General features: G+C 68.4%; 16 protein-coding genes. 10 read left to right on the forward strand and 6 right to left on the reverse strand.

What is annotated here, in order from left to right; all coding sequences use genetic code 11:
* On the reverse strand, nt 1-881 hold an 881-nt coding region (locus E1182_RS19710), incomplete at its 3' end, for a transposase (RefSeq protein ID WP_207921451.1).
* 56 nt (nt 882-937) lie between these two features.
* Here E1182_RS19710 and E1182_RS33045 point away from each other — a divergent pair.
* Complete coding sequence (locus E1182_RS33045) at nt 938-1,513, forward strand: DMT family transporter (RefSeq protein WP_371687575.1); 576 nt, start codon at nt 938-940, stop codon at nt 1,511-1,513.
* Here E1182_RS33045 and E1182_RS19720 read toward each other — a convergent pair.
* Nucleotides 1,416-2,291, reverse strand: a complete 876-nt coding sequence (locus E1182_RS19720; protein WP_132267424.1) for a hypothetical protein — start codon at nt 2,289-2,291, stop codon at nt 1,416-1,418. The genes E1182_RS33045 and E1182_RS19720 overlap by 98 nt on opposite strands.
* A 138-nt stretch (nt 2,292-2,429) precedes the next feature.
* On the opposite strand from E1182_RS19720, the gene E1182_RS19725 reads away from it, so the two are divergent.
* Nucleotides 2,430-5,105 carry a LuxR family transcriptional regulator gene (locus tag E1182_RS19725; protein ID WP_132267427.1) on the forward strand — a complete coding sequence of 892 codons (2,676 nt, stop codon included), beginning with the start codon at nt 2,430-2,432 and terminating at the stop codon, nt 5,103-5,105.
* Between the two features lie 8 nt (nt 5,106-5,113).
* Here E1182_RS19725 and E1182_RS32745 read toward each other — a convergent pair whose 3' ends face one another.
* Nucleotides 5,114-5,440: a D-arabinono-1,4-lactone oxidase gene (locus tag E1182_RS32745; RefSeq protein WP_132267430.1), complete on the reverse strand. Its 327-nt coding sequence runs from the start codon at nt 5,438-5,440 to the stop codon at nt 5,114-5,116.
* Between E1182_RS32745 and E1182_RS19735 the strand changes: the two genes are divergently transcribed.
* The 3 genes from E1182_RS19735 to E1182_RS19745 all read left to right on the forward strand — a co-directional run bounded on the left by E1182_RS19735 (nt 5,421) and on the right by E1182_RS19745 (nt 7,205).
* Nucleotides 5,421-5,975: a hypothetical protein gene (locus tag E1182_RS19735; RefSeq protein WP_132267433.1), complete on the forward strand. Its 555-nt coding sequence runs from the start codon at nt 5,421-5,423 to the stop codon at nt 5,973-5,975. The genes E1182_RS32745 and E1182_RS19735 overlap by 20 nt on opposite strands.
* 241 nt (nt 5,976-6,216) lie before the next feature.
* Entirely contained in the window at nt 6,217-6,606 is a 390-nt protein-coding gene (locus tag E1182_RS31210) for a hypothetical protein (RefSeq protein WP_165942669.1), read from the forward strand.
* 311 nt (nt 6,607-6,917) lie between these two features.
* Nucleotides 6,918-7,205, forward strand: coding sequence for a hypothetical protein (locus tag E1182_RS19745; RefSeq protein ID WP_132267436.1), 288 nt, complete (start codon nt 6,918-6,920; stop codon nt 7,203-7,205).
* Here the strand turns inward: E1182_RS19745 and E1182_RS19750 are convergent.
* Nucleotides 7,195-9,384 carry a LuxR C-terminal-related transcriptional regulator gene (locus E1182_RS19750; RefSeq protein WP_132267438.1) on the reverse strand — a complete coding sequence of 730 codons (2,190 nt, stop codon included), beginning with the start codon at nt 9,382-9,384 and terminating at the stop codon, nt 7,195-7,197. The two genes, E1182_RS19745 and E1182_RS19750, sit on opposite strands and share 11 nt — an antisense overlap.
* A 1,197-nt stretch (nt 9,385-10,581) precedes the next feature.
* Between E1182_RS19750 and E1182_RS31720 the strand changes: the two genes are divergently transcribed.
* Entirely contained in the window at nt 10,582-13,581 is a 3,000-nt protein-coding gene (locus E1182_RS31720; protein ID WP_207921452.1) for a hypothetical protein, read from the forward strand.
* A gap of 1,018 nt (nt 13,582-14,599) precedes the next feature.
* On the opposite strand, the gene E1182_RS19760 is transcribed toward E1182_RS31720, so the two are convergent.
* Nucleotides 14,600-15,481, reverse strand: a complete 882-nt coding sequence (locus E1182_RS19760; RefSeq protein ID WP_132267441.1) for a radical SAM protein — start codon at nt 15,479-15,481, stop codon at nt 14,600-14,602.
* 285 nt (nt 15,482-15,766) lie between these two features.
* On the opposite strand from E1182_RS19760, the gene E1182_RS19765 reads away from it, so the two are divergent.
* From E1182_RS19765 to E1182_RS19780, 4 genes are all read left to right on the forward strand, one after another.
* Entirely contained in the window at nt 15,767-16,147 is a 381-nt protein-coding gene (locus E1182_RS19765) for a VOC family protein (RefSeq protein WP_132267443.1), read from the forward strand.
* A 49-nt stretch (nt 16,148-16,196) separates the two neighbouring features.
* Entirely contained in the window at nt 16,197-16,967 is a 771-nt protein-coding gene (locus E1182_RS19770) for an MBL fold metallo-hydrolase (RefSeq protein ID WP_132267446.1), read from the forward strand.
* 43 nt (nt 16,968-17,010) lie between these two features.
* Entirely contained in the window at nt 17,011-17,403 is a 393-nt protein-coding gene (locus E1182_RS19775; RefSeq protein WP_132267448.1) for a nuclear transport factor 2 family protein, read from the forward strand.
* A gap of 82 nt (nt 17,404-17,485) precedes the next feature.
* Nucleotides 17,486-17,902 (forward strand): PPOX class F420-dependent oxidoreductase, encoded by a 417-nt coding sequence (locus E1182_RS19780; protein ID WP_243706313.1) that lies wholly within the window; start codon nt 17,486-17,488, stop codon nt 17,900-17,902.
* A gap of 63 nt (nt 17,903-17,965) precedes the next feature.
* Here the strand turns inward: E1182_RS19780 and E1182_RS19785 are convergent, their stop codons facing one another.
* Nucleotides 17,966-18,436: a MarR family winged helix-turn-helix transcriptional regulator gene (locus E1182_RS19785; RefSeq protein ID WP_207921453.1), complete on the reverse strand. Its 471-nt coding sequence runs from the start codon at nt 18,434-18,436 to the stop codon at nt 17,966-17,968.
* Nucleotides 18,437-19,493 lie beyond the last annotated feature (1,057 nt).

A 19,493-nucleotide genomic window follows, 5' to 3' on the forward strand; every position in this document is an offset into this window, starting at 1 on the left:
TCACCGGCCGCCGCGAGTTGCTGCCCGAAACCATCGCCGCCATCGCCAGCCTCGTTTCCGACAAGTCGGCCGGTCTGACCTGGTGAAACACGCAGACTCAACCCATCAACTACTGCGCACAAGGTCGTAAGCTTGTTGTCGGCGGGTTCGGGAAGTGACTTCTCCGAAGAGCCGGCGTGGGGATGTGAGCCGGTCACGCTGGAGTTCGCTGCCGTTCCCCGGTGTCCTCCCGGACCCGTCACTGCCGGTGTGGCGTCGTTGAGCATCTGCCGGCAGACGACGTCGGACAGCCGCCGTTTCAGTGCCCTCATCGCTTCCATCGACGTCTTGCCGGCCGCCTTCTTGCGATCGAAGTAGGCGCGACCCTCGGTCGGGTTGCGCAGCTGGACGGTGGCCATGATGTGAAGCACCCGGTTGATCTGCCGGTTGCCGGCCCGGGACAGCCGATGACGAACTTGATCGCCGGAGGACGCATCGATAGGCGCGGTGCCGTTCCAGGAGAAACGCCCACGGTCGGGGAAGCGGGTGACGTCACCGACTTCGACGACCAGCCGCGCGGCGCCGGAGGGTCCGATACCGTGCAGGTCCATCAATGTGGCGCCGGTGGCAGCGACCAGTTCCTTGAGCTCCTTGTCGGCCTGTTTGGACCGTTGGTAGATGCGCTCGAGGTCAGCGATCAATTCTGCGGCTACCCGGCGCCGTGCCTTGCCAGCCGCGTCCCGCGGCCGGACCGTGACCAGCAGAGCTTTGGCCTGAGCAGCGGACAGGCTCTTCTTGGCCCCGCCTGGGATGAGTTCCAGCAGCAGTTGGTGCAGTTGGGAGACCATCCGGGTGTGGTCCTCGCCCAGCGAGCGGCGGCGGTCGACCAGGATGCGCAGCACCGCCAGTTGTTCATCGTTGCGCCCACCCGGACGCACCGGTCGGCCTCGGCGACCTGCTGGTCTTCGGCGGCCTCGTCAGCGCCGCCGCCTACGTGCTCGTCGCCCGCGGCATCACCGACCGGGTGAACGCCCTCACCATGACGGCGCACCAGTCCGCCTTCGGGATGGCGGTGATCCTTCCGTTCGGCGTGGCCGAGGTCGTCCGCGGCGGGCCGCGTCTGCTGACCGGTCACTCGGCCGGCGGCTGGCTGATCGCCCTGGCGATCGGCGTGTTCGGTTTCGGGGCCAGCTTCCTGCTCTACAACTTCGCCCTGGCGGCGGTCCGGGCCGGCCGCGCCGGCCGCGCCGGCATCATCCTCCACCTGCTGCCGGTCTTCGGCGTGCTGTCGGCGGTGGCGGTCCTGGGCGAGCGGATCGGCGGCTGGCAGTGGTGCGGCGCTGATCGTCGCCTCGATCTTCGTCTTCCCGGACGGCGAACCGGAAAACTGACAAGGCGGCCCCGCACCGGCGGGACCGCCTTCTCCGGGGTGGAACTCAGATCCGGGACACCATGCGCTCAGCCGAGCACGTGGTCGTGCCGAGGTTCTTCATGTACCACACGAACTCACGCCCGGACGTGCCGCTCGAGCTGACGTACTGGCGGTAGAACTGGCGGGTGACCTCGACGGAGCACCCGTTCTCCACCGGGCTTAGGGCGATCAGGTGCGTCGCCGTGTCCGGTTCGGCGCCGATCCGCGTACCGGTCGTCGCACCGGCGCCCACGGACTTCGCCGAGTACTGGTACTCGACCTCGGCGAGGCCCATCTGCACGTCGGCACTGCAGGCGATGTTGCCGGTGTTCTGCACCTCGTAGCGCAGGTACACCGGCCGGGCGACGTCACCCTGCCGCACGCGCTGGTACCACGACCGCAGCACCTTGAACCGGCAGGGGTTGGCACTGGTCGCCCCGCTGGGCAGCACGCCGAGCAGCGGCACCTCGGACAACGGGCCGAGCTGGGTGAGCTGGGTCGAGTAGGTCTTGATCTCACCGGGCTCCACACCGCCCGTCGACTGCACAGAGCTCGCACTGATCCTCGAAACCAGGATGTTCGTTCCACAGGAGATCGAGCCGATGTTCTTGATCGTGTAGTGGAACTCGCGTTCGCCGGAGCTCAGCCGGTCGTACCACTGGTTGGTCACCTCGAACTCGCAGTCCTCCGAGGTGCTGGCGCCGACCGGCGCCAGCCCGACCCGGTAGACGGCATTCGACAGGGCGTTGTTCCAGTGGCGGGTCTGCGAGGCGCCCGGCGCCAACGTTCCGCTGAACCCCGACCAGGCCAGAGTGGCGTGCGCGGGAGTCGTCACGGCGAACGTACTGACCAGTACGAATCCCAGCGTGAGACTGATCGAGCGCAGCAAGCCTTTACGCATAGAAGAACCTCCATGGAAACAATGGGAAATCGGTCGTTCGCAATAGTCCCGCGCAGATCTGCGGTCCACATGAGTACCGGCTACTCAATTGCGCGAGCCGGTACTCAAGCCCTCGGGGGCGCCACTAGGATCTGATCCGTGCGTGTCGATCTCCCGAACGACCCGACCGGCGCCGAGGCGGACAGGCTGGCCTGGCCGCTGGTGGGTCGCGGCACGCAACGGTCGATGCTGGTGCGCGCGGTCACCCACGGCCGGGGCGCCCTGATCGTGGGCGAGGCCGGCATCGGGAAGACCCGGCTGGCCACGGCCGTGCTGGACCTGCTCGCGAGCAAGGGCTGGCACATCGTGCGGATCCACGCCAGTGACTGCATCCGGGAGATCCCGCTGGGCGCGCTCTCTCCCCTGCTGCCTGCGGTCCGCGCACCCGAACCGTCCTCGACCACGCTCAGCGCCGCCCTGAACGGCCTCAGTGCGCTCGCCGCGGACGCCAGCGCCGACCGGCTCGTGGTCTTCATCGACGACATCGACGCGCTGGACGGCATGTCCGCCGTGGTGACCAGCCACCTCGCCACCGTCCGGGGGATCCCGGTGCTGGCGACCACGCGCTCGGGGCGGATGCTGCCCGAGCCCGTACGGCAGCTGGTGGTCGGCGCCGTCCTGGAACGGCTCGACCTGACCCCGCTGACCGAGGCGGAGATGCTCGAGCTCTTCCGGTCCGTCCTCCGCGGGCCCCTCGCGCCGGAGGCCGCCGCGCGCCTGATCCGCCTGTGCGGCGGCGTGCCCCTGTTCGCGCGCGAGATCGTGCTGGACGGTCTGCAGAGCGCACATCTGCACCGGGTCGGAGCGGAATGGCAGTTCGACCGGCCCGACCCGGCGTCCTCCCCCCGCCTGTCCGACCTGCTGACCGACCGGCTCAGGGACGCCAGCACGGAGGAACGGCAGGCGCTGGAGATCGCCGCCATGGCGGCGCCGATCGGCGTGCGGGAGCTGACCCAGCTGGTGCCGGCCGACGCGCTCGCCGCCCTGGAACGGCGTGGCCTGCTCACCGTCGACCGGCTCGACCGCCGCCTTCCGGTACGGCTCAGCCACCCGCTCTACCGCGAGCTGGTCGCCGGCTCCACACCGGCTGTCTCCCGCCTCGGATACGCGCGCCGGCTGGCCGACCAGATGGAGCGGCACGACCTCCGCCGGACCGACGACCTGCTTCGGTGGGCGCTGTGGCGGCTGGACGGCGGAGGCCCGATCGACCGGGCCAGGCTGACCACGGCCGCGGGCCTCGCCGTCGCGCGGCGGGTCGACCTCGCGGTACGCGACAGGCTGACACGCGCCGCCTACGCCGCCGATTCCAGCGTCGCCAACGGCCTCCTGCTCTACCAGAGCCTGGTGGAGGTGGACGTCAACGAACTGGACCCGCTCCTGGCCGACCTCGCGGCGCGGGCGCGGACGGAGCCGGAGCGGGCCGCGATCATGATCGCCCACGCCTACCACATCGGATTGGTCACGCACCGCCCCGACGACGGCACCGACGCGCTCGACGAGGTGGCGCGGACCATCCACAGCCCCGCGCTGCTGTCCGACATCAAGGCCCACCGCGCGATGCTGTACGCGACGTCCGGCCGCCCCGGCCCGGCACTGTCGGACGCCCAGGAGGCGCTCGTCGGCTCCGCGCAGCCCGGTGCCCGCATGATCGCGGGCACCGCCGCGGCGCTGGCCAACCTCATGACGGGGCGCTTTCCCGAGGCGCGCGCGGCGGCCGGCCTGGTCCGGACGTTGTCAGCGCAGGCGGACCGCGGCTCGATCAGCCCGGTGCCGACCGCGTTCCTGCTCGAGGTCCGGATCCTCGCGGATCAGGGCTGCGCTCAGGAGGCGCGGCTGCGGGCGGCGGCGGCGGTGACCGACGCCGTCGTCAACGGCGATCCGAAGCGCCACGCATGGTCGACAGCGGCGGTCGCGTACGCCCACCTGTGCCAGGGCGACCTCGAGGACGCCGCGGCCCGGGCCGCGGAAGCCGGCCGCCTCTTCACGGGCATGGCGCACCCCAGTGGCCGGCGCTGGACCCTGGCGCTGCAGCTGCTGGCCACCGTCCAGCGCGGACTCATCGACGAGGCTGGCACCCTCGTCACCGCCCTGCGCACCATGCCGGACCTCGGCCAGATCCGCTGCTACGACATCGACGAGGTCGTGGGCCTGGCCTGGTACGAATTCCTCACCGCCGATCCCGCCGCGGCACAGGACCGGCTGGAGCAGGCCGCCCACGGCTGGCTCGCGGAGCAGTCGGCCGGGCTCGCGTTGCTGGCGGCGTTCGCCCTGTTCCGGCTCCGGTTCGACGACTGCGCCGCCGCCCTCCTCGACAAGATCGAGGTGCCGGCCGACTGGCCGTTCGGCACCACCGTCGCCGCGCTCATCCGGGCCCGCAGTCCGGCCGACTACATCACCGCCGGCGACGCCTTCCGTGCCTACGACATGCGCCTGTACGCCGCCGAGGCATACCACCTGGCGGCCACCCGCACGCGCCCGCCCGGCCCGAAACGCTCCCGCGCCCTGCACCTGGCCGCGGCGCTCGCGCAGCAGTGCGGTGCCGACACCCCGCTGCTCGGGCGGCTGAACCCCGCGACCGCCCTCACCCGTCGCGAGGAGCAGATCGCCGCACTCGCCGCCGGCGGAGCCAGCAACCGCGAGGTGGCAGAACACCTCGGACTCTCCGAACGCACCGTCGAGAACCACCTGCACCACGCGTTCGCCAAGCTCGGGGTCACCAGCCGCCTGGCGCTCGGCCCGCACGTGACCGCGAAGCGGACGGACCCGAGCCACTGACCGCCTGATCAGGCGATCGGGAACAGGGCGTCGACCAGCTCGTTGCCGAACTTGCCCGTCGGGTCGACCTCGCCACGCAGCGCCGCGCAGTCCGTCGCCCGCCGAGTCAGCGCGGTGATCTCCGCAGGCGACATCCCGGTCGCCTTCCCCCAGTGCGGGCGCGCACCGAACGGCCGCAGAGCCCCTCCACCGTTTGGATCACCTTCGGCACGCCGGGGACGTCGATCCGCCAGGTGAAGTGGAACGGCGCCATGCCGCCGTCCACCATCGGGCTCAGCCACCCGCGTCTGGGAACCCAGCCCGGACGCGCCAGCGTTGGTCATCGTCATCGTCATCGCCGAGTTCGCCGAGTTCGCCGAGTTCGCCGACACCGCACCGGCCGCCGTCCCGTACGCCGAATCGGTCGCACGCCGAGGCCGCGCCGTCGCAGTGGACCTGCTCGCCGCGACACAACGACCCACGCAGAAGGCCATGGGCGGTGGCGCACTGCGCTCGCAGATGAGCGTCCGCATCTGCCTCCGTGTCCGGGAACGCCGCGACGTGGACCTCATCCTGGACAAGGGAATGCTGTCCGCCGGCTGGCACGCGCACACCATCGACGCTCCCGGCAAGTTCTACGTTCTCGCCGACGGCCACAACCAACCGCGTCGCGCTCGCGCCTACCTCGTCACCGACGACGACGTACGGGAGACGGCAGCTCGATACGCCGACCAGCGACCCGACCTCGATCCGCTGTCCCGTGACGCAATCGACCAACAGCCGCTCGCTATCGACCCGCCGAAGACGGCGAGCGACCCCGAACAGATCCTTCTGACCGCGGCGGCATCGGAATCGGTCTCGATCAATCAGTCTGGGCGGATGCGCGCGTAATACGTCTCGCCGAGCCGGTAACCGATGAGCCGATCACCAGCGTTTACGAGGCCCGTGTTCACCAAGTCCTGGAACCGGACCCCGTATCGAGTCCGGTTTTCGGGCGTCGCCGGCCCGGCAGGGCTGTTGCGTAGTCGGGTTGGCGGGCCGTTGAGCTGGGGCTTTGGGTGGAAGTCAGCGAGATCCTGGGGTCCATGTAGGACGGGCACGGCCTGCTGGTGATCATGAGTTTGCGAAGACCATGAGCCAGAACAGGACCGCACCCGCTGATGTCATCAGCACTGACCAAGATCGTGCTGCCGCAGCGACCCCCGACGGTCACGGCCGTAACGAGACCCGCACTGTCAAAGCACTCACCGTGCAGACCCCGGGTGGGCTCGGCTTCCCCCGGGCCGAACAGACCGTCCGGATCACCCGCACCCGTACGATCAAGGGCAAGACCAGCCGCGAGATGGCATGCCTGACGATCTCGCTGCCCGCAGGCCAGGCCCGGCCCGTCGATTTGGGCATATGGGCGCGTACGGAGTGGCACATCGAAATCGTCTACATTGCGTGCGGGATGTCACTCTACGCGAAGACGCGCATCAGGCCGGACCGGCAACGGCCCCGCCGTGTTCGCCACCCTGCGTAACACCTCGATCGGGTACCACCGCGTCAACGGCGCCACCAACATCGCCGAAGCCACCCGCGAAGCTGGCCGTGTTAGGGGTTCGAGTCCCTTCGGGCGCACAAGATCATAAAAGCCTGACCTGCGGAAACACGGGTCAGGCTTTGTGCTTTTCTGTCTCTTGTGGACGTGTGGCTGCTCGTCCGACGAGCATCCGCTGCGTCCCGGCCTGTCTGGTGGGGTTCGGGTGGGTCTGGCTGTGTCTTGGTGGTGGCGACGCTGTCGACCACCAGTTCCACCGGCATGCATCGATGCATAACGCTGGGTGTGGGTGGTTGGCGGGCACCCGTGGTAGCGCCTGCAGCAAGCGGGCGTTCCCTATCGACGCCCAGGCGGCAATCCACGCCCACGACCAGGTCGCATTCACCACTGCGTACGACGCCGCGATGACCACAGCGATCAGCGAGATGGACGACCCGGATCAGCGGCCCGGTCCGCTGAACGGGCGGATCATCCAGGTGCAGCAACCGCACGACCATACGGACGGTCATCAGGCGGAGCCGAGAAAATCAGCTCACAACCTGTGCGATGAGTTCTGGCACGGTACAGGGTTCAGGGGATGAGGCCGTGGCGGCGGGCGGTGGTGACGGCGGCGGCCCGGTTGGCGGCACCGAGTTTGCGGTAGATGGCGCGGGTCTGGGTTTTGATGGTGTTGAGACTGACGCGCCGGTGCGCCGCGATCTGTCGCAGGGTCATCGGTGCTGGTAGCAGCCGTAGCAGGGCGTGTTCTTGGGCGGTGAGTGTGGTGGCTTGGCGGGTGGCTCGTTGGGGTCGGCGGGGGTGCCGGTCGAGTCGGTCGAGGAGTATGAGCGGTGGGCTGTGCGGGTCTGGCAATTCGTCGAAGAGGGCGCGGGCCTCGGTGATGCAGGCGGCGGCGCCGACGTGATCGCCGGTGTTTAGTTGCAGCTCGGCGAGTTGGGTCAAGGCGCAGAGAGTGGGCCAGGGGCTCAGCCCGGGGATGCGTCGACGTAGTGCGAGGACTTGCTCGAGCAGTGCTCGGGCGCGGTCGCGCTTACCCTGGTGAGCGGCGACGGCGGCCTGGGCGATGTAGGCCATGTTTGCCTGGGGTGCGTGTTGCAGGCCGAAGTGTTCGGCAAGCTGTTGCGCGGCGGCGGCGGTGGTGGCGGCCTGTTCGTGCTGACCCAGATGGTGTTGGGCGAGCGCGAGCACCCCGGTGGCAAGGGTACGAATCATGGGGGTGGCGGCGTGGCTGGCCGTCGCGCGGCGAAGGGGTTCGATGGCTGCCGGTGATTCGTCGTTGAGGTAGTGGGCGCAGCCGAGGGCGGTGCGGGCCATGGCGTACCAGGGGCTGGTGGGGTCGGTCTCCTGCTCGACGGCGATCTGCGCGGCCTCGGTCATCGGTTTGAGTCCGCCGAAACCGAAGACGGCCCGGACCAGCGCGGCAGCTGAAGGGACCGATGCTGTGCCGTCCGGTAGCGGTCCTTGATGACCGCAGTGTTCCGCGATGCGCAACCAGTGTTCGACGGCTGGGCGGTCGCCACTGACGGCGGCGACCCACGCGGCCGTGATAGCCGCCGGGGCGCTGGCGGCGACGGTGTCGTTGCCGAGGCGGTCCAGCCACGCGCGTACGGTTGCCCGCCGCCCGGTGTTGATCGCCGCCATGTAGGCGCAGGCGATCGACGTGATGGCGGTGGCGGTGTCGCCGGCGGTCAGGCTGTGCTCGATGGCGTCTTCGGTGCGGTCTTGCGTGCGCAGCCAGGCGGCTGCCCGGCGGTGCAGGCTGGCGAGCATGTGCGGTTCGTCGCGATGTAATCGTCGCCGTAACGCGTGCTGAATCAGATGGTGGTGGCGAAACCATTCACCAGTGGCATCCAGCGGAACCAGCAACAGCCCGTTCGGGTGGCGAGCGTCGAGATCGGGCAGGTCGTCGCCGGCCACCGCGTGGGCCAGGCCGGTGGTGAGCCGCTCCAGGACCGTGGTCCGGGCCAGGGCCACGGCCTGCTCGCGCGACAGCCCGTCGAGGATCTCCTCGGTGATGTAGTCGTCGAGGTGGCCGTGGCGGGCGGTGAGTTGGGCGAGCACTGTGGTCGTGTCGGCGTGGTGCCGCATCGCGCGGGCGGCCAGGTGCACGGCGACGGGCCAGCCCTCGCTGGCTTCGATCAGAGCGTGCGCGGTGTCGGCGGGCAGGTCGGTGCCGGCGCTGGCGGTGGTGGCCAGCCAGGCGGCGTCATCAGCGCCGAAGCGCAACTCGCCGGAGCCGATCTCCAGCAACCGCCCGCTGGCTCGAAGCCGGGCCAAGCGCAGTGGTGGGTTGCGGCGCGAGGCGACCAGCAGCTGGCAGTTGGCGGGCAGCGCCGCGATGAACGCGGCGAGCTGGCGATGACACGCCGGTTCGGTGAGCAGATGACAGTCATCAAGGGCCAGGCACAGCCCGGTCGTAGCCGCCTGCGACGCCAGCGCCGCGCACATTGCGGGCAGCACCGCGGTGTCGATGTCCGGGTTGGTCTGGCGCAGGAGCCGGGCCACTGCCGCCCACTGCGGCCCCGGCGCCGCCGCGGTCAGCGCTGCGAGGATGCCCGACCACAACAACACCGGGTCGTTGTCACGTGTGTCGACGGCGAGCACCGCCAGCGCGCGACGGCGGCCCGGGTCGGCGTGCCACAACGCCAGCAGTGTCGACTTGCCGTACCCGGCGGGGGCAATCACCGTCACCAGCCGGGCCGCGGCGGCGTGGTTGAGCGCGGCAAGCAACTTGGGACGGCCTGCCCACTCTGGCTGCATGGCGGGAACATGGATCTTGGGCGCAATCAACGCCTCCACCACACCGGTGGGTCGGCGCACCGGCCGCGTGTCAAGCCAGCCCGGCCCCCTGTTGGGCGGATATCTCTCCGGCACCCGACCGGCACCCCCTGCCCTGTCGCACCATCCGTGCCCAAGTCGTCACGCGCAGTGTCGGCCGAGGGGATGATATCCGTCAATCACGTGCCAGTTCTTGCCGCGGCGGCGGGTGCCACCGCCAGCCCAGATGCTGTCGCTGTCAGCTTTGCGACAACCACCCCCGCAGTCTGCGTACGCACTTTGTTCCTCACGTCGAATCCGGGCAAAAGGCAAAGGCGATAGGCGCTCCTGGCAAGTTTCACCCGCTTTTTCGCCCCTCAAGCCGGGAAGGGGTGATGCGCTATCACCCCTTCCGGTGCGATACCTGTGCGTGGAAAAGAAGACCCGGCACCCGGCGCATCGTGCGATGGGTGCTGCCGCTGTTGATGTTCACGTGGACTCAACCACCGGCCACGTCGCGGCCCCGGCACTGGACAGGAATTCTGATGATGTGCGGCAGGAAGCTCCTACAAGCCCAGGGAACCGTGCTTGTAGCGGTGACTGCGGTCGGATCGACGGCGGGAAGCTCAAGGAAGGCGTCCCGGATGACATGGACACGCATTAACCGATCTGCTGCGGTTGTCATCCTGACTGGGTCGCTGACCGCAGGTGGGTCAGCGATGAGCAGCAGTTTCGCGATCCCCGGCATAAATGGTGAAACCCACTTCCAAGAGCGGTCCCCTCCAGCTCTGACGCGGTTCTTTCGACGAAATCCGATTGGCGGCGCGGTCGCCTGGCTCAGGCGGATCCGGCGACGACACCGCCAGCGGCGGACTCGGCACTGGCCCCTGCAGGTTGGCCCTGGCGCTACCAACAGCTGCCGACCAAGCCGATCACGGTGGCCGTTAAGTCAAATTCCGTCCCGACGGCCACCATTCCGGCATTTCAAGCATCAATCAGGTTTATAGCCGCATATCGGACCGGAGTTGATGCGTGTTAGGCGATCCATGGTGGTGGCATTAATCACCACTCGGCATGACTGGCAACTTCAAAATCAGTCCTCGGCGGGCTTGCTGTTCGCATTCTTGACGAATTTAAGTATCGGTTCACAGAGTGAAGATGCTCCACTTCGGAGTGTCAATACTGTGGGAAGGATCATCCATGACCGCACCCAAAAATGCTCAGAAGGCCACGCAGTCGGCGCCCAGTCCTCTCGACGGCGCGACCCCAGCAGATCTGCTGCCCGCCAGTGGCAATCACCCGGTGGAGATCGCGCGCTACCAGTCGGTGGTGCTGACCGACATTCCGGGCGCGAAACCAGTCCGCAAACTGACCGGGGCCATCGACCTCGGCGAAGAGAACCTGCCTTACTACGACCGTCCCGCCGAAGGGATGATCGTCACCACCGAGCAGAGTTGGGCGGTAAAGGGGGTGACGCTGGGCCGCCTGCTGCACAGTCTCGCACTGGCGCCGGGAGAGAGCACCCGGGTTGCCGTCGTCGACTGGGAGCGACGCACCCGCGGCACCGGCACCGAGGCGACCAGCGAGCGCGACCAGCTCACCAGCCGCACCGATCAGGACCGCTCGATCTCCGAGGTGGCCAACACCATCGCACAGGAGCAGCAGCACGGCACCTCCTCAATGCAGCAGGCGTCGAGGTCGTCCAGCAAGGGCGGTGGCGGCGGAGTGGCGCTGTTCGGCCTGAACCTCGGCGGCACCTGGAGCAACTCGTCCAACAGCGGCTTCGCGACCAACGTCGTCCGGTCCACCGGCATCCGCTCGGTCGCCTCGGACGCGGCGCAGCAGATCAGCGCGCGGACCCAGCAGGTGGCGACCGCGGCCCGCAGCCGCCACATGACGGTGGTCCGGGAGACCTCACAGTCGGAGAAGGAGCAGGTCACCACCCGCGTGGTGACCAACTACAACCACATGCACGCGCTGTCGGTGCAGTATTACGAGGTTGTGCAGGTCTACGAGGTGACGACGAAACCGGTGGCCGCCGAGCGGTGCCTGTTCATCCCGTTGCAGGAAATCTCCTTCACGCACAGCAACCTGCAGCGGTACAAGGAGGTGCTGGCGAGCGTGGCGCCGAAGGAGTGGGCCACCCGCATCCGCGACGCCAACCCGCTCGAGGCGACCGTACGCAAGCTGGAAGGATGCAGCACGGCGGAGGCGCCGACCCATCAGTCGTTCGAAGGCATCGACCTGCTCGACCTCGCGGCGTCGACCATGGGCGTCTACGGCGTCCGCAAAGCCGACGGAACTCCGGTCCGCTTCGATCCCATCGCCCGCCAATGGAATCCCCTGCCCACCACCGGCCTGCTCGCCAAGGGCCTAAAACGGATCGCACCGGGCAAAGACAGGGTCTGGGGAGTCCGGTCCGACAACATGATCGTGATGTTCGACGGAACGGCGTGGCAGACCCATCCGCAGGGCGCGGCCGCTCCGGCAATCGCCTGCGGCAGCGACGGCACCGCCATCCTGTGGGGGTCCTCGGACATTCACCAACTGGTGGGAAACGTCTGGAAGAGGACCGATGTAGCCGTCGACGACCTCGCCGTGGTCAACAACGATCGCGTCTGGTACTGCAAGGACGGCAAGACCTTCGAACGAACCGGCACGACTTGGACCGAGCGGGCGGCCCCCGCTCCCGGCATCGTGAGCCTGACCGCGGCACCGGACGGCGTCATCTGGGGCGTCACCGGCGACAAGAAGATCATGATGGTCGAACCCGGATCATCGGCCTGGACACCCGGCAAGATCGGGGCTGCGCCCCTGACCGCGGCATTCCCAGCCAAGATCGTTTCAGCCGGCGGTGGCGAGTTCTGGCTGATGAACGACAAAGGAGCGCTCGTCCGGATGCTGACCGCGCCACGTGAGGCGCTCACCGCGTTCGACGACCCGCCGCCACCCGAGGCGGGATGGCCCACCAAGATCGACGTGTGGTGGGACAGTGCCGGCATCCGCAGCGTCCGGCTCGTCATCCCCGGCCACACCTACCGCTGCGGCGACACCGGCGGCTCCGGTGTGCTGCAACAAGGGTCCTACGACTTCAGAGCCGGCGACAAGCTGCTGTCCGTCGACTACTGGACCGGAACGGCCGCCCGGGGCAGCCTCGCCGGGCTCCGCCTGACATTGCAGACCGGCGTCGTCACTTTCGGTCCCGTCACCGGCACGACCACACCCGACCTGACCGAGGACGCCGGCGGCGCGGCCATCTGCGGGCTGCTCGGCTCTACCGTCCGCACCGGCAGCCGGACCTACATCGCCGCGCTCGGCTTCCACTTGCGCGGCGGCAAGGTTCCGCAGGCCGTCCTCGACCACCTCAACGACAACCGCCGCTACTACAGCCAAGCGGTCTGGGCCAACGCCGACGAACTGACACTCAGCCGCATCCTGGCCAACTACTCCTACCTGCCGCCGGGCAGCAAGGGAGACGCGGTCCCGCTCGGCATGCTGCTCGATCCGAAACCGGTCGCGGCCACCGGCAACTACCTGGGCTTCCGCTGGAACTTCAGCAGCGAACAGGAGCGGCAGGACTGGCTTACAGCACGGTCAGCGGACAGCACCACACTCGGCAAGTCCGTCACCGCCAAAGTCGGCATCGCCACCAACGGCGTCTTCGCCGAAGCCGTCCTCGGCCGCGCCAACGCCGCCGAGAAGATCGACCTGACCCGTTTCTGGAACTGGAAGGACTCGCCGATCCCGATCCTGCCCACCGACATCGCACCCGTCGGCACCGGCACCCGCAACCAGGAAGTCGACGTCAAGGTCGCTCAGCTCACCCCAAGCGAAGCTAGGTTGCAGACGATCGCGGCCCTGCCCGACCCGGCCGCCACCCAGGCGGCGATGCAGGTGCTGTCGACTGCCAACCTGTTCAAGGACATCGCCGGCGCGGCCGAGATGAGCCAGATGCTCAGCAAGGGCATCGAGGCCGCGGCCAGCAACGACAAGGAAGCCGGCGCTCGCGCCAACGAGGCCATGAAGACCGCCGCCGAACACCAGCAGAAGATGGCCACCATCGCCGTCGAAGCGGCATCCAAGCTGGTCCCGGCAGGAAAGGCCGCGAGCACCCTCAGCGCCCTCGGCGGAATGATGAACCAGGCCAGCAACGGCAATGGCTCAAACGCCTCGGACGATTCCGAGGCGAAGGAAAACTAGCGCCCCGCTACGGATCAGAAGGTTAGGGGTTCGAGTCCCTTCGGCCGCACAAGATCATAAAAGCCTGACCTGCGGAAACGCAGGTCAGGCTCTGTGCTTCTCTGTCCCTTGTGGAGGTATGGCTGCTCGGTGGCTGCTCGTCCGACGAGCATCCCCCGCGTCCCGGCCCGTCCGGTGAGGTTCGGGTGTGTCCGGTCTAATCCTGGCGGCGTCAGCGAAGTCGATCACGATTTTATCGACGCATGTCGAGGCCGATGAGTGTTCGGGGTTCGAGTGGCTGGCTGTGGCCGGGGCGGCGATGTTGCCGGTCCACCCGCACGGGGTCGGCTGGCGTCATCGGTTGTTGGGTGAGCCGTACGAGCCGTTGTCCCGGGCGCGGTGCGAGGTGGGATTGCGGTGGCGATGGTCGGCCCGGCCCGTGTAGGTCGGTTCGCATCGGCGGTGTCCGGGCCAGCGGGTTCCACCGGGTGGCTGCCCCGGCCTGGCGCGGCTCCTCGGGCGGCTGCCGGGGAGCCATCATCTCGGACAACACGGATAACGAATCGTTCGGGGGTGGGACGTATGCCCACCCCCGACGGTTCCCCGAGCCCCGAATGAGGTCAGTCTGCTGGGTGCGCATGCTCATTAGCCCCCTTGGACGAGAAGCGCTGCGCATGCGCCGGTTGAACTGCTTGGCCGGCGAAGTTGCGGCGGTCGGCGCGAACCTGGCACGACACCAGCTCCTCACGCCTCCCGGCGAAGAGCTGGTCAACCTTGGCGTCCGTTCGGCGAGCCGGGGCGTGACACGTGTGGGGCATCCCCGGCTGGCCCTCGCTGGTCCTGGTCCTGGTGGCGGCAGTGCCGCTTGACCTGATCACCATCGCGGCGGCATCGCCGCTCTGGGGCACCCAGCCGACGGCAGCGCTGGTGCGGAGCATCCGCCGCCCTGACCGTGCCCCATCCCTCGCGACCGTCCTTCGTGGTCGCAACACGCCCACGTTCGTTCCGCGTGGCCTCCAAGCCGGACGGCCTTCCCCCGCTACTCCGGGGACGCGAGTCGCTGGCGTAGGGCGTCGTTGTCGTCGTGGTGGACGACCTCGTCGAAGCGCAGCCGCAGCCCGTGTTTGGCCAGCAGGCCGGCGACGATCGCGTCGAGTTGTTCGCGGTGTTCTCGGGTGCGGGCCTGCAGGTATGCCGCGCGGACCTCGTCGGGTTCGCCGGTGAGGACCTGCTCCATGCGTTCGCGGATGTACCGCTTGAGGTTGATGTGCTCCATGAACACCTCGCTCACTCCAGCGTCGACGAGCCGGCCGAAGAGGTCGTCCAGCATTTCGGGCTGGGTGACGAAGTGAGGCAGGAGCGGGCCGACGAAGGCGTAGGTGGGGATGCCGGCGTCCTTGAGTTCGGCGAGGGTGCGCAGGCGGCGGGAGGCGAGTGGGGCGCGTACCTCCAGCCAGCGGCTGACCTTGTCGTCGGTGGTGGTCACGGTCATCCCGACCTCGGCGCGGGGCAGGCTGGTGAGCAGGTCGACGTCGCGGGTGACGACGGGTGACTTGGTGAGGATGCGGACCAGGCCCGGGTACTCGACGGCCTTCAATTCGCGCAGGATGCCGCGGGTGAGGCGGTATTTCGTCTCGTGGCCCTGGTAGGGGTCGGTGACGGAGCTGAGCAGCATCGTGCCCCGGCGCTTGTCCTCCGGCATCTTCGCGAGCTCTTTGCGGGCCAGTTCTACCGCGTTCGTCTTGACGTACAGGTAGTCACCCCATTCCTTGACGGATCGGCCGAACTGCCGCCCGGCGAAGCTGGCGAAGCAGTAGGCGCAGCCCAGGACGCAGCCGGTGTATGGGTTGATCACGTAGTCGTTCGACGGAGTCTTCGACTTCTGGATCAGGGTCTTCGCCTCGATCTCGACCGGTTCCATGGCCGACGTCCTTCCGGTTGTTCCCGCTGGTCGCGTTCATGGCGACCGGACTCCTGTGCTGTGGGCGGAGCGGCCGGCCCGGCCACCGTGAACCCACATCTGGGAACAATAATCCCCAGAAGTTGATTCCATGGAAGGTAAGTGGTTTGCTGGGCACTGCCTGGCCAGCGCTTGCGGCCACCTGCTCGGCTTGCCGGGCTGACGCCGAGAGTCGCTGCCACCCAAAGAGTTCAGTCCGCCACATAGAGTGACTACGCCCCGGAAGAGGGGTGAGGAGTGAATGTCATGACCGTTCCCGCCTTCAACTCGGTCGCCTGGTTCGAGTTCGGCACCGGCCAGCCGGAGAAGGTCAAGGAGTTCTACGGCGAGCTTTTCGACTGGAAGTACATCCTCAACACCAACACTCCGGGTGTCACCTACCACTCGGTGATGACGCCGGGCGCCCAGCAGCCGACCGGCGGTGTGTGGGACTCGGAGGGCGGCTTCTCCGACTACGCGATCTTCTATGTCGTCGTCCAGGACGTCGCCGCGACTGTCGAGCACGCCGCGAAGCTGGGCGCCGAGGTGCTCATGGCACCGGTCTCCGACACCGCGGGCTTCACCTTCGCCCGGCTGCAGGACACCGCCGGCAATCACTTCGGCGTTTTCTCCGTACCCGCTGCCTGACCGGTTCCGCAGGGCCCGTTCGCACTGTTCAAACCCCTGGAGGTTCCCGATGTCCGGCGCCAGCGAAAAGATCCGCGTCCGGGTCTACGGCGGTCCGACCACCCTGATCGAGTACGGCGGGCTCAGATTCGTCACCGACCCCACCTTCGATCCGCCCGGCGAGTACCCCATGCCCCTCCCGGGCGACCACAAGCTCGTCAAGACCGCCCCCGCCCCCGTCACCGCCGCCGACCTGGGCCGCGTCGACGCCGTCCTGCTGTCCCACGACGAGCACGACGACAACCTCGACCACGCCGGCCGTGCCTTCCTGTCCCAGGCACCGGTCGTTCTCACCACGGTCAGCGGGGCCGGCCGCCTGGGCGGCAACGCTCGCGGCCTGGCCTCCTGGCAGACCGCCGAGCTCACGCGGCCCGACGGCATCGTGACCGTCACGGGCCTGCCGGCCCGGCACGGCCCGGCCGGCTGCGAACCGATCACCGGCGACGTCGTCGGCTTCATGCTCACCGCCGACGACCTGCCCCCGGTCTACGTCAGCGGCGACAACGCCGCCCTGGACCACGTCAAACAGATCGCCGAAAGGTTCGCTCCCGTCGACACCGCGATCCTCTTCCTCGGCGGCGCCCGCATGGCCTTCGCCTTCGACGGCGCCCTGCTCACCCTCGACAGTGCCCAAGGCGCCGAGGCCACGAAGATGCTCGGTGCCCGCCGGGTCGTCCCCGCCCACTACGACAGCTGGGCCCACTTCACGGAAGGCCGAAACGAGATCCAGGCCGCCTTCGCCGACGCCGGCCTGGCCGGACGCCTCGACTTCGCCCGCTGACCACCATCCCCATACCGAACCCGAACCCTAAGGAGCATGCACCATGACCAGCACGAACATCGACATCGCCCGCACATACTTCCAGGCCGTGCAGACCGGAGACATGGCGACGCTCGGCGGACTCCTCGACGAGGCGATCGTCTGGCACCAGCCCGGCGCCAACCAGTTCTCCGGTGAGCACAAGGGCCGCGACGCCGTCTTCCAGATGCTCGGCAGCATGATGGAGGCCAGCCGGGGCACCTTCGCCATCGACAAGATCCACGCGCTCATGGCCAACGGTGACCTGGTCGCCGCGACCATCCACTTCAGCGGCCGTCACGACGGCGCGTCGATGAGCATGGACGGCGTCGACCTGCTGCGCATCACCGACGGCAAGATCACCGAGATGTGGCTGTTCTCCGGCGACCCGGCCACCGAAGACGCCTTCTGGGGCTGACCCTCCGGTTGTCCGGGGCCGAGCCGGCCCCGGACAACCGCGAGCCGCCTGTACCAACGCGAAAGGCACCCGCATGCGGAAGATGACCGACCAGCAATGGCGGGAGTTCGTCACGCACGGCACTCGCACCGGCAAGCTGTCGACCGTCCGCGCTGACGGTAGTCCCCACGTGACACCGGTCTGGTTCCTCCTCGACGGCGATGACATCGTGCTCACCACCGAGAAAAGCGGCGTCAAGGGCCGCAATCTCGCTCGTGACCAACGGTTCGTTCTCTGCGTCGACGAGGATCGGCCGCCGTACGCGTTCGTCCTGCTCCACGGACGCGCCGAGATCTCCGAGGACCCCGACGACATGCTGCGCTGGGGTGGCCTGCTCGGCGCCCGCTACATGGGCGACGACCGTGAGAAGGAGTACGCCGCTCGTAACGGCGGCCCCGGCAACATACTCGTCCGTGGCCGCATCGACAAAGTCATCGCCTTCGACGGCATCGCCGACTGACGCCATAGGCTGACGGGCCGACGAGCACAGTGTCTCGGCCCGTCACCGCACGGCCGTCGCAGCTCACGATGCCGGCCGGCCGGGCTGCTTCGGTGCCCGCATGCCCGGCGCCGGGGTGTGCTCGGCGGCCTTCCGCGTCACGTCCAGGGCCCGTCCTGCCGCCCGTAGCGTTTGCAGGACCGCCGTCACCTCGCGCACGGCCCGCTCGGGAATCACCGACCCGATCCGCAGCTCCAGCTCTTCCTCGAAGACCTCCAGCGCCCCTTCCACCAGCCTTCGCCCCTCAGGCGTCAACTCGACAACCGAGGAACGGCGGTCGTTCGGATTAGCCCGCCGCGCGCACAGACCCGCCGCCTCCAAACGGTCGACCACCTTGCTCGTGCCGCCCACCGTGATCGAGAATTCCTCCGCAATGTCCTGGATCCGCGGCCCAGGCCGGCACAACAGCAGGTGCAGGACCTCGAACGAGGTCAACGGCAGGTCGAACTCGGCCCGCAACCGCCCCTCGATGCCGCTCCACAGCTCGATCTCCAACGAGACCAGCTCCCGGTACAGCTGCTTCAGGTCCGCCATCACTCATCTTCCGAAGAACCATCTTCCATGGCTGATTAATGGTAGGTCACCAGCGCGGGCCCGCGCCCACGGCGAGTTCAGCGACGACGCCACGCCCCGGCTGACCCTGACGCCCACCGGCCGCCCGATCCCGCGCGGCCCGGCGGTCTCCAGCTGGGACGACCAGGTCAAAGCAGTCGTCTCCGGACAGGCTGTCCTCGCGGTCCCCGCGGAAGCGGCCCGCTTCTACCCCTGGCCGAACCTCACATCGATGGACATCGAGGGGAGTAGGGCGCCTTCGCGGCTGAGTTGGCTGGCTGTCAGCCGGCTTGTCGGCGACTGCACCGGTCGGACGATATGGGCCATATCGCGCGGGCCTATCGGCGGCGGGCCCCGGCGGGTTCAGGGATCAACATTGATCGCAGGAGGGTGCGTCGATCCCGCGTGCACGCAAGGAGTCAGCCACCTGTCTCCTGATTCACCCCGACCGCCGCGGCGACCCGCGACCAGGGCACTGACCGTGCCCGAAGCGCAGAACCCGAACCCGGACAAGTCAAGGGTCAGGTGGCTCGGCTGGGCGTCCACGACGCCGTCAACCCGTTCGGAGTGCTAGCGGTCAGCCTGGGGTTGGCCAATTCCTGCGTGCTTGGGCGAGACCCAGCCACTCGCCGAGCCGACGGCGGATCCGGCTGCGGCGATATCCGCCGTGCACCGCCCCGGTTGCTGGTGGATCGAACAGCGATCCTGACCCGGGTACGGCTGTGGCGGGCTTGGTCAAGAACGTAGCGCTCCACCGGGCAACTAACCACTCCGTGGTACGCGGTGCCAGTCGGTGGGCGGCTAGCGCCAGGTGTGAGACCACACCCGTTGTTGCCTGCCTGCGTGGGCGGCGGGCGCACGCGAGGATCTTGGTGTCGGCTCCGCCTGAAAACTGACCCCGTGGTTCCGGCTGAATTTTGACCCCCTCCGGAAGCATCGGGAGGTGCTGAGCGTGGAGGACTGGGCGGAGATCCGTCGGTTGCACCGGGCGGAGCAGATG

Origin of the sequence: Micromonospora sp. KC721 (genome assembly GCF_004348355.1) — a bacterium.
Taxonomy (GTDB): domain Bacteria; phylum Actinomycetota; class Actinomycetes; order Mycobacteriales; family Micromonosporaceae; genus Micromonospora.

What these genes read in the sequence shown, in the direction of transcription:
- E1182_RS19720 (WP_132267424.1), bottom strand. Translation starts at nt 2,291, where the DNA reads ATGCGTAAAGGCTTGCTGCGCTCGATCAGTCTCACGCTGGGATTCGTA.
- E1182_RS32745 (WP_132267430.1), bottom strand. Translation starts at nt 5,440, where the DNA reads ATGACGATGACGATGACCAACGCTGGCGCGTCCGGGCTGGGTTCCCAG.
- E1182_RS31210 (WP_165942669.1), top strand. Translation starts at nt 6,217, where the DNA reads ATGAGCCAGAACAGGACCGCACCCGCTGATGTCATCAGCACTGACCAA.
- E1182_RS19750 (WP_132267438.1), bottom strand. Translation starts at nt 9,384, where the DNA reads ATGCAGCCAGAGTGGGCAGGCCGTCCCAAGTTGCTTGCCGCGCTCAAC.
- E1182_RS31720 (WP_207921452.1), top strand. Translation starts at nt 10,582, where the DNA reads ATGACCGCACCCAAAAATGCTCAGAAGGCCACGCAGTCGGCGCCCAGT.
- E1182_RS19760 (WP_132267441.1), bottom strand. Translation starts at nt 15,481, where the DNA reads ATGGAACCGGTCGAGATCGAGGCGAAGACCCTGATCCAGAAGTCGAAG.
- E1182_RS19765 (WP_132267443.1), top strand. Translation starts at nt 15,767, where the DNA reads ATGACCGTTCCCGCCTTCAACTCGGTCGCCTGGTTCGAGTTCGGCACC.
- E1182_RS19770 (WP_132267446.1), top strand. Translation starts at nt 16,197, where the DNA reads ATGTCCGGCGCCAGCGAAAAGATCCGCGTCCGGGTCTACGGCGGTCCG.
- E1182_RS19775 (WP_132267448.1), top strand. Translation starts at nt 17,011, where the DNA reads ATGACCAGCACGAACATCGACATCGCCCGCACATACTTCCAGGCCGTG.
- E1182_RS19780 (WP_243706313.1), top strand. Translation starts at nt 17,486, where the DNA reads ATGACCGACCAGCAATGGCGGGAGTTCGTCACGCACGGCACTCGCACC.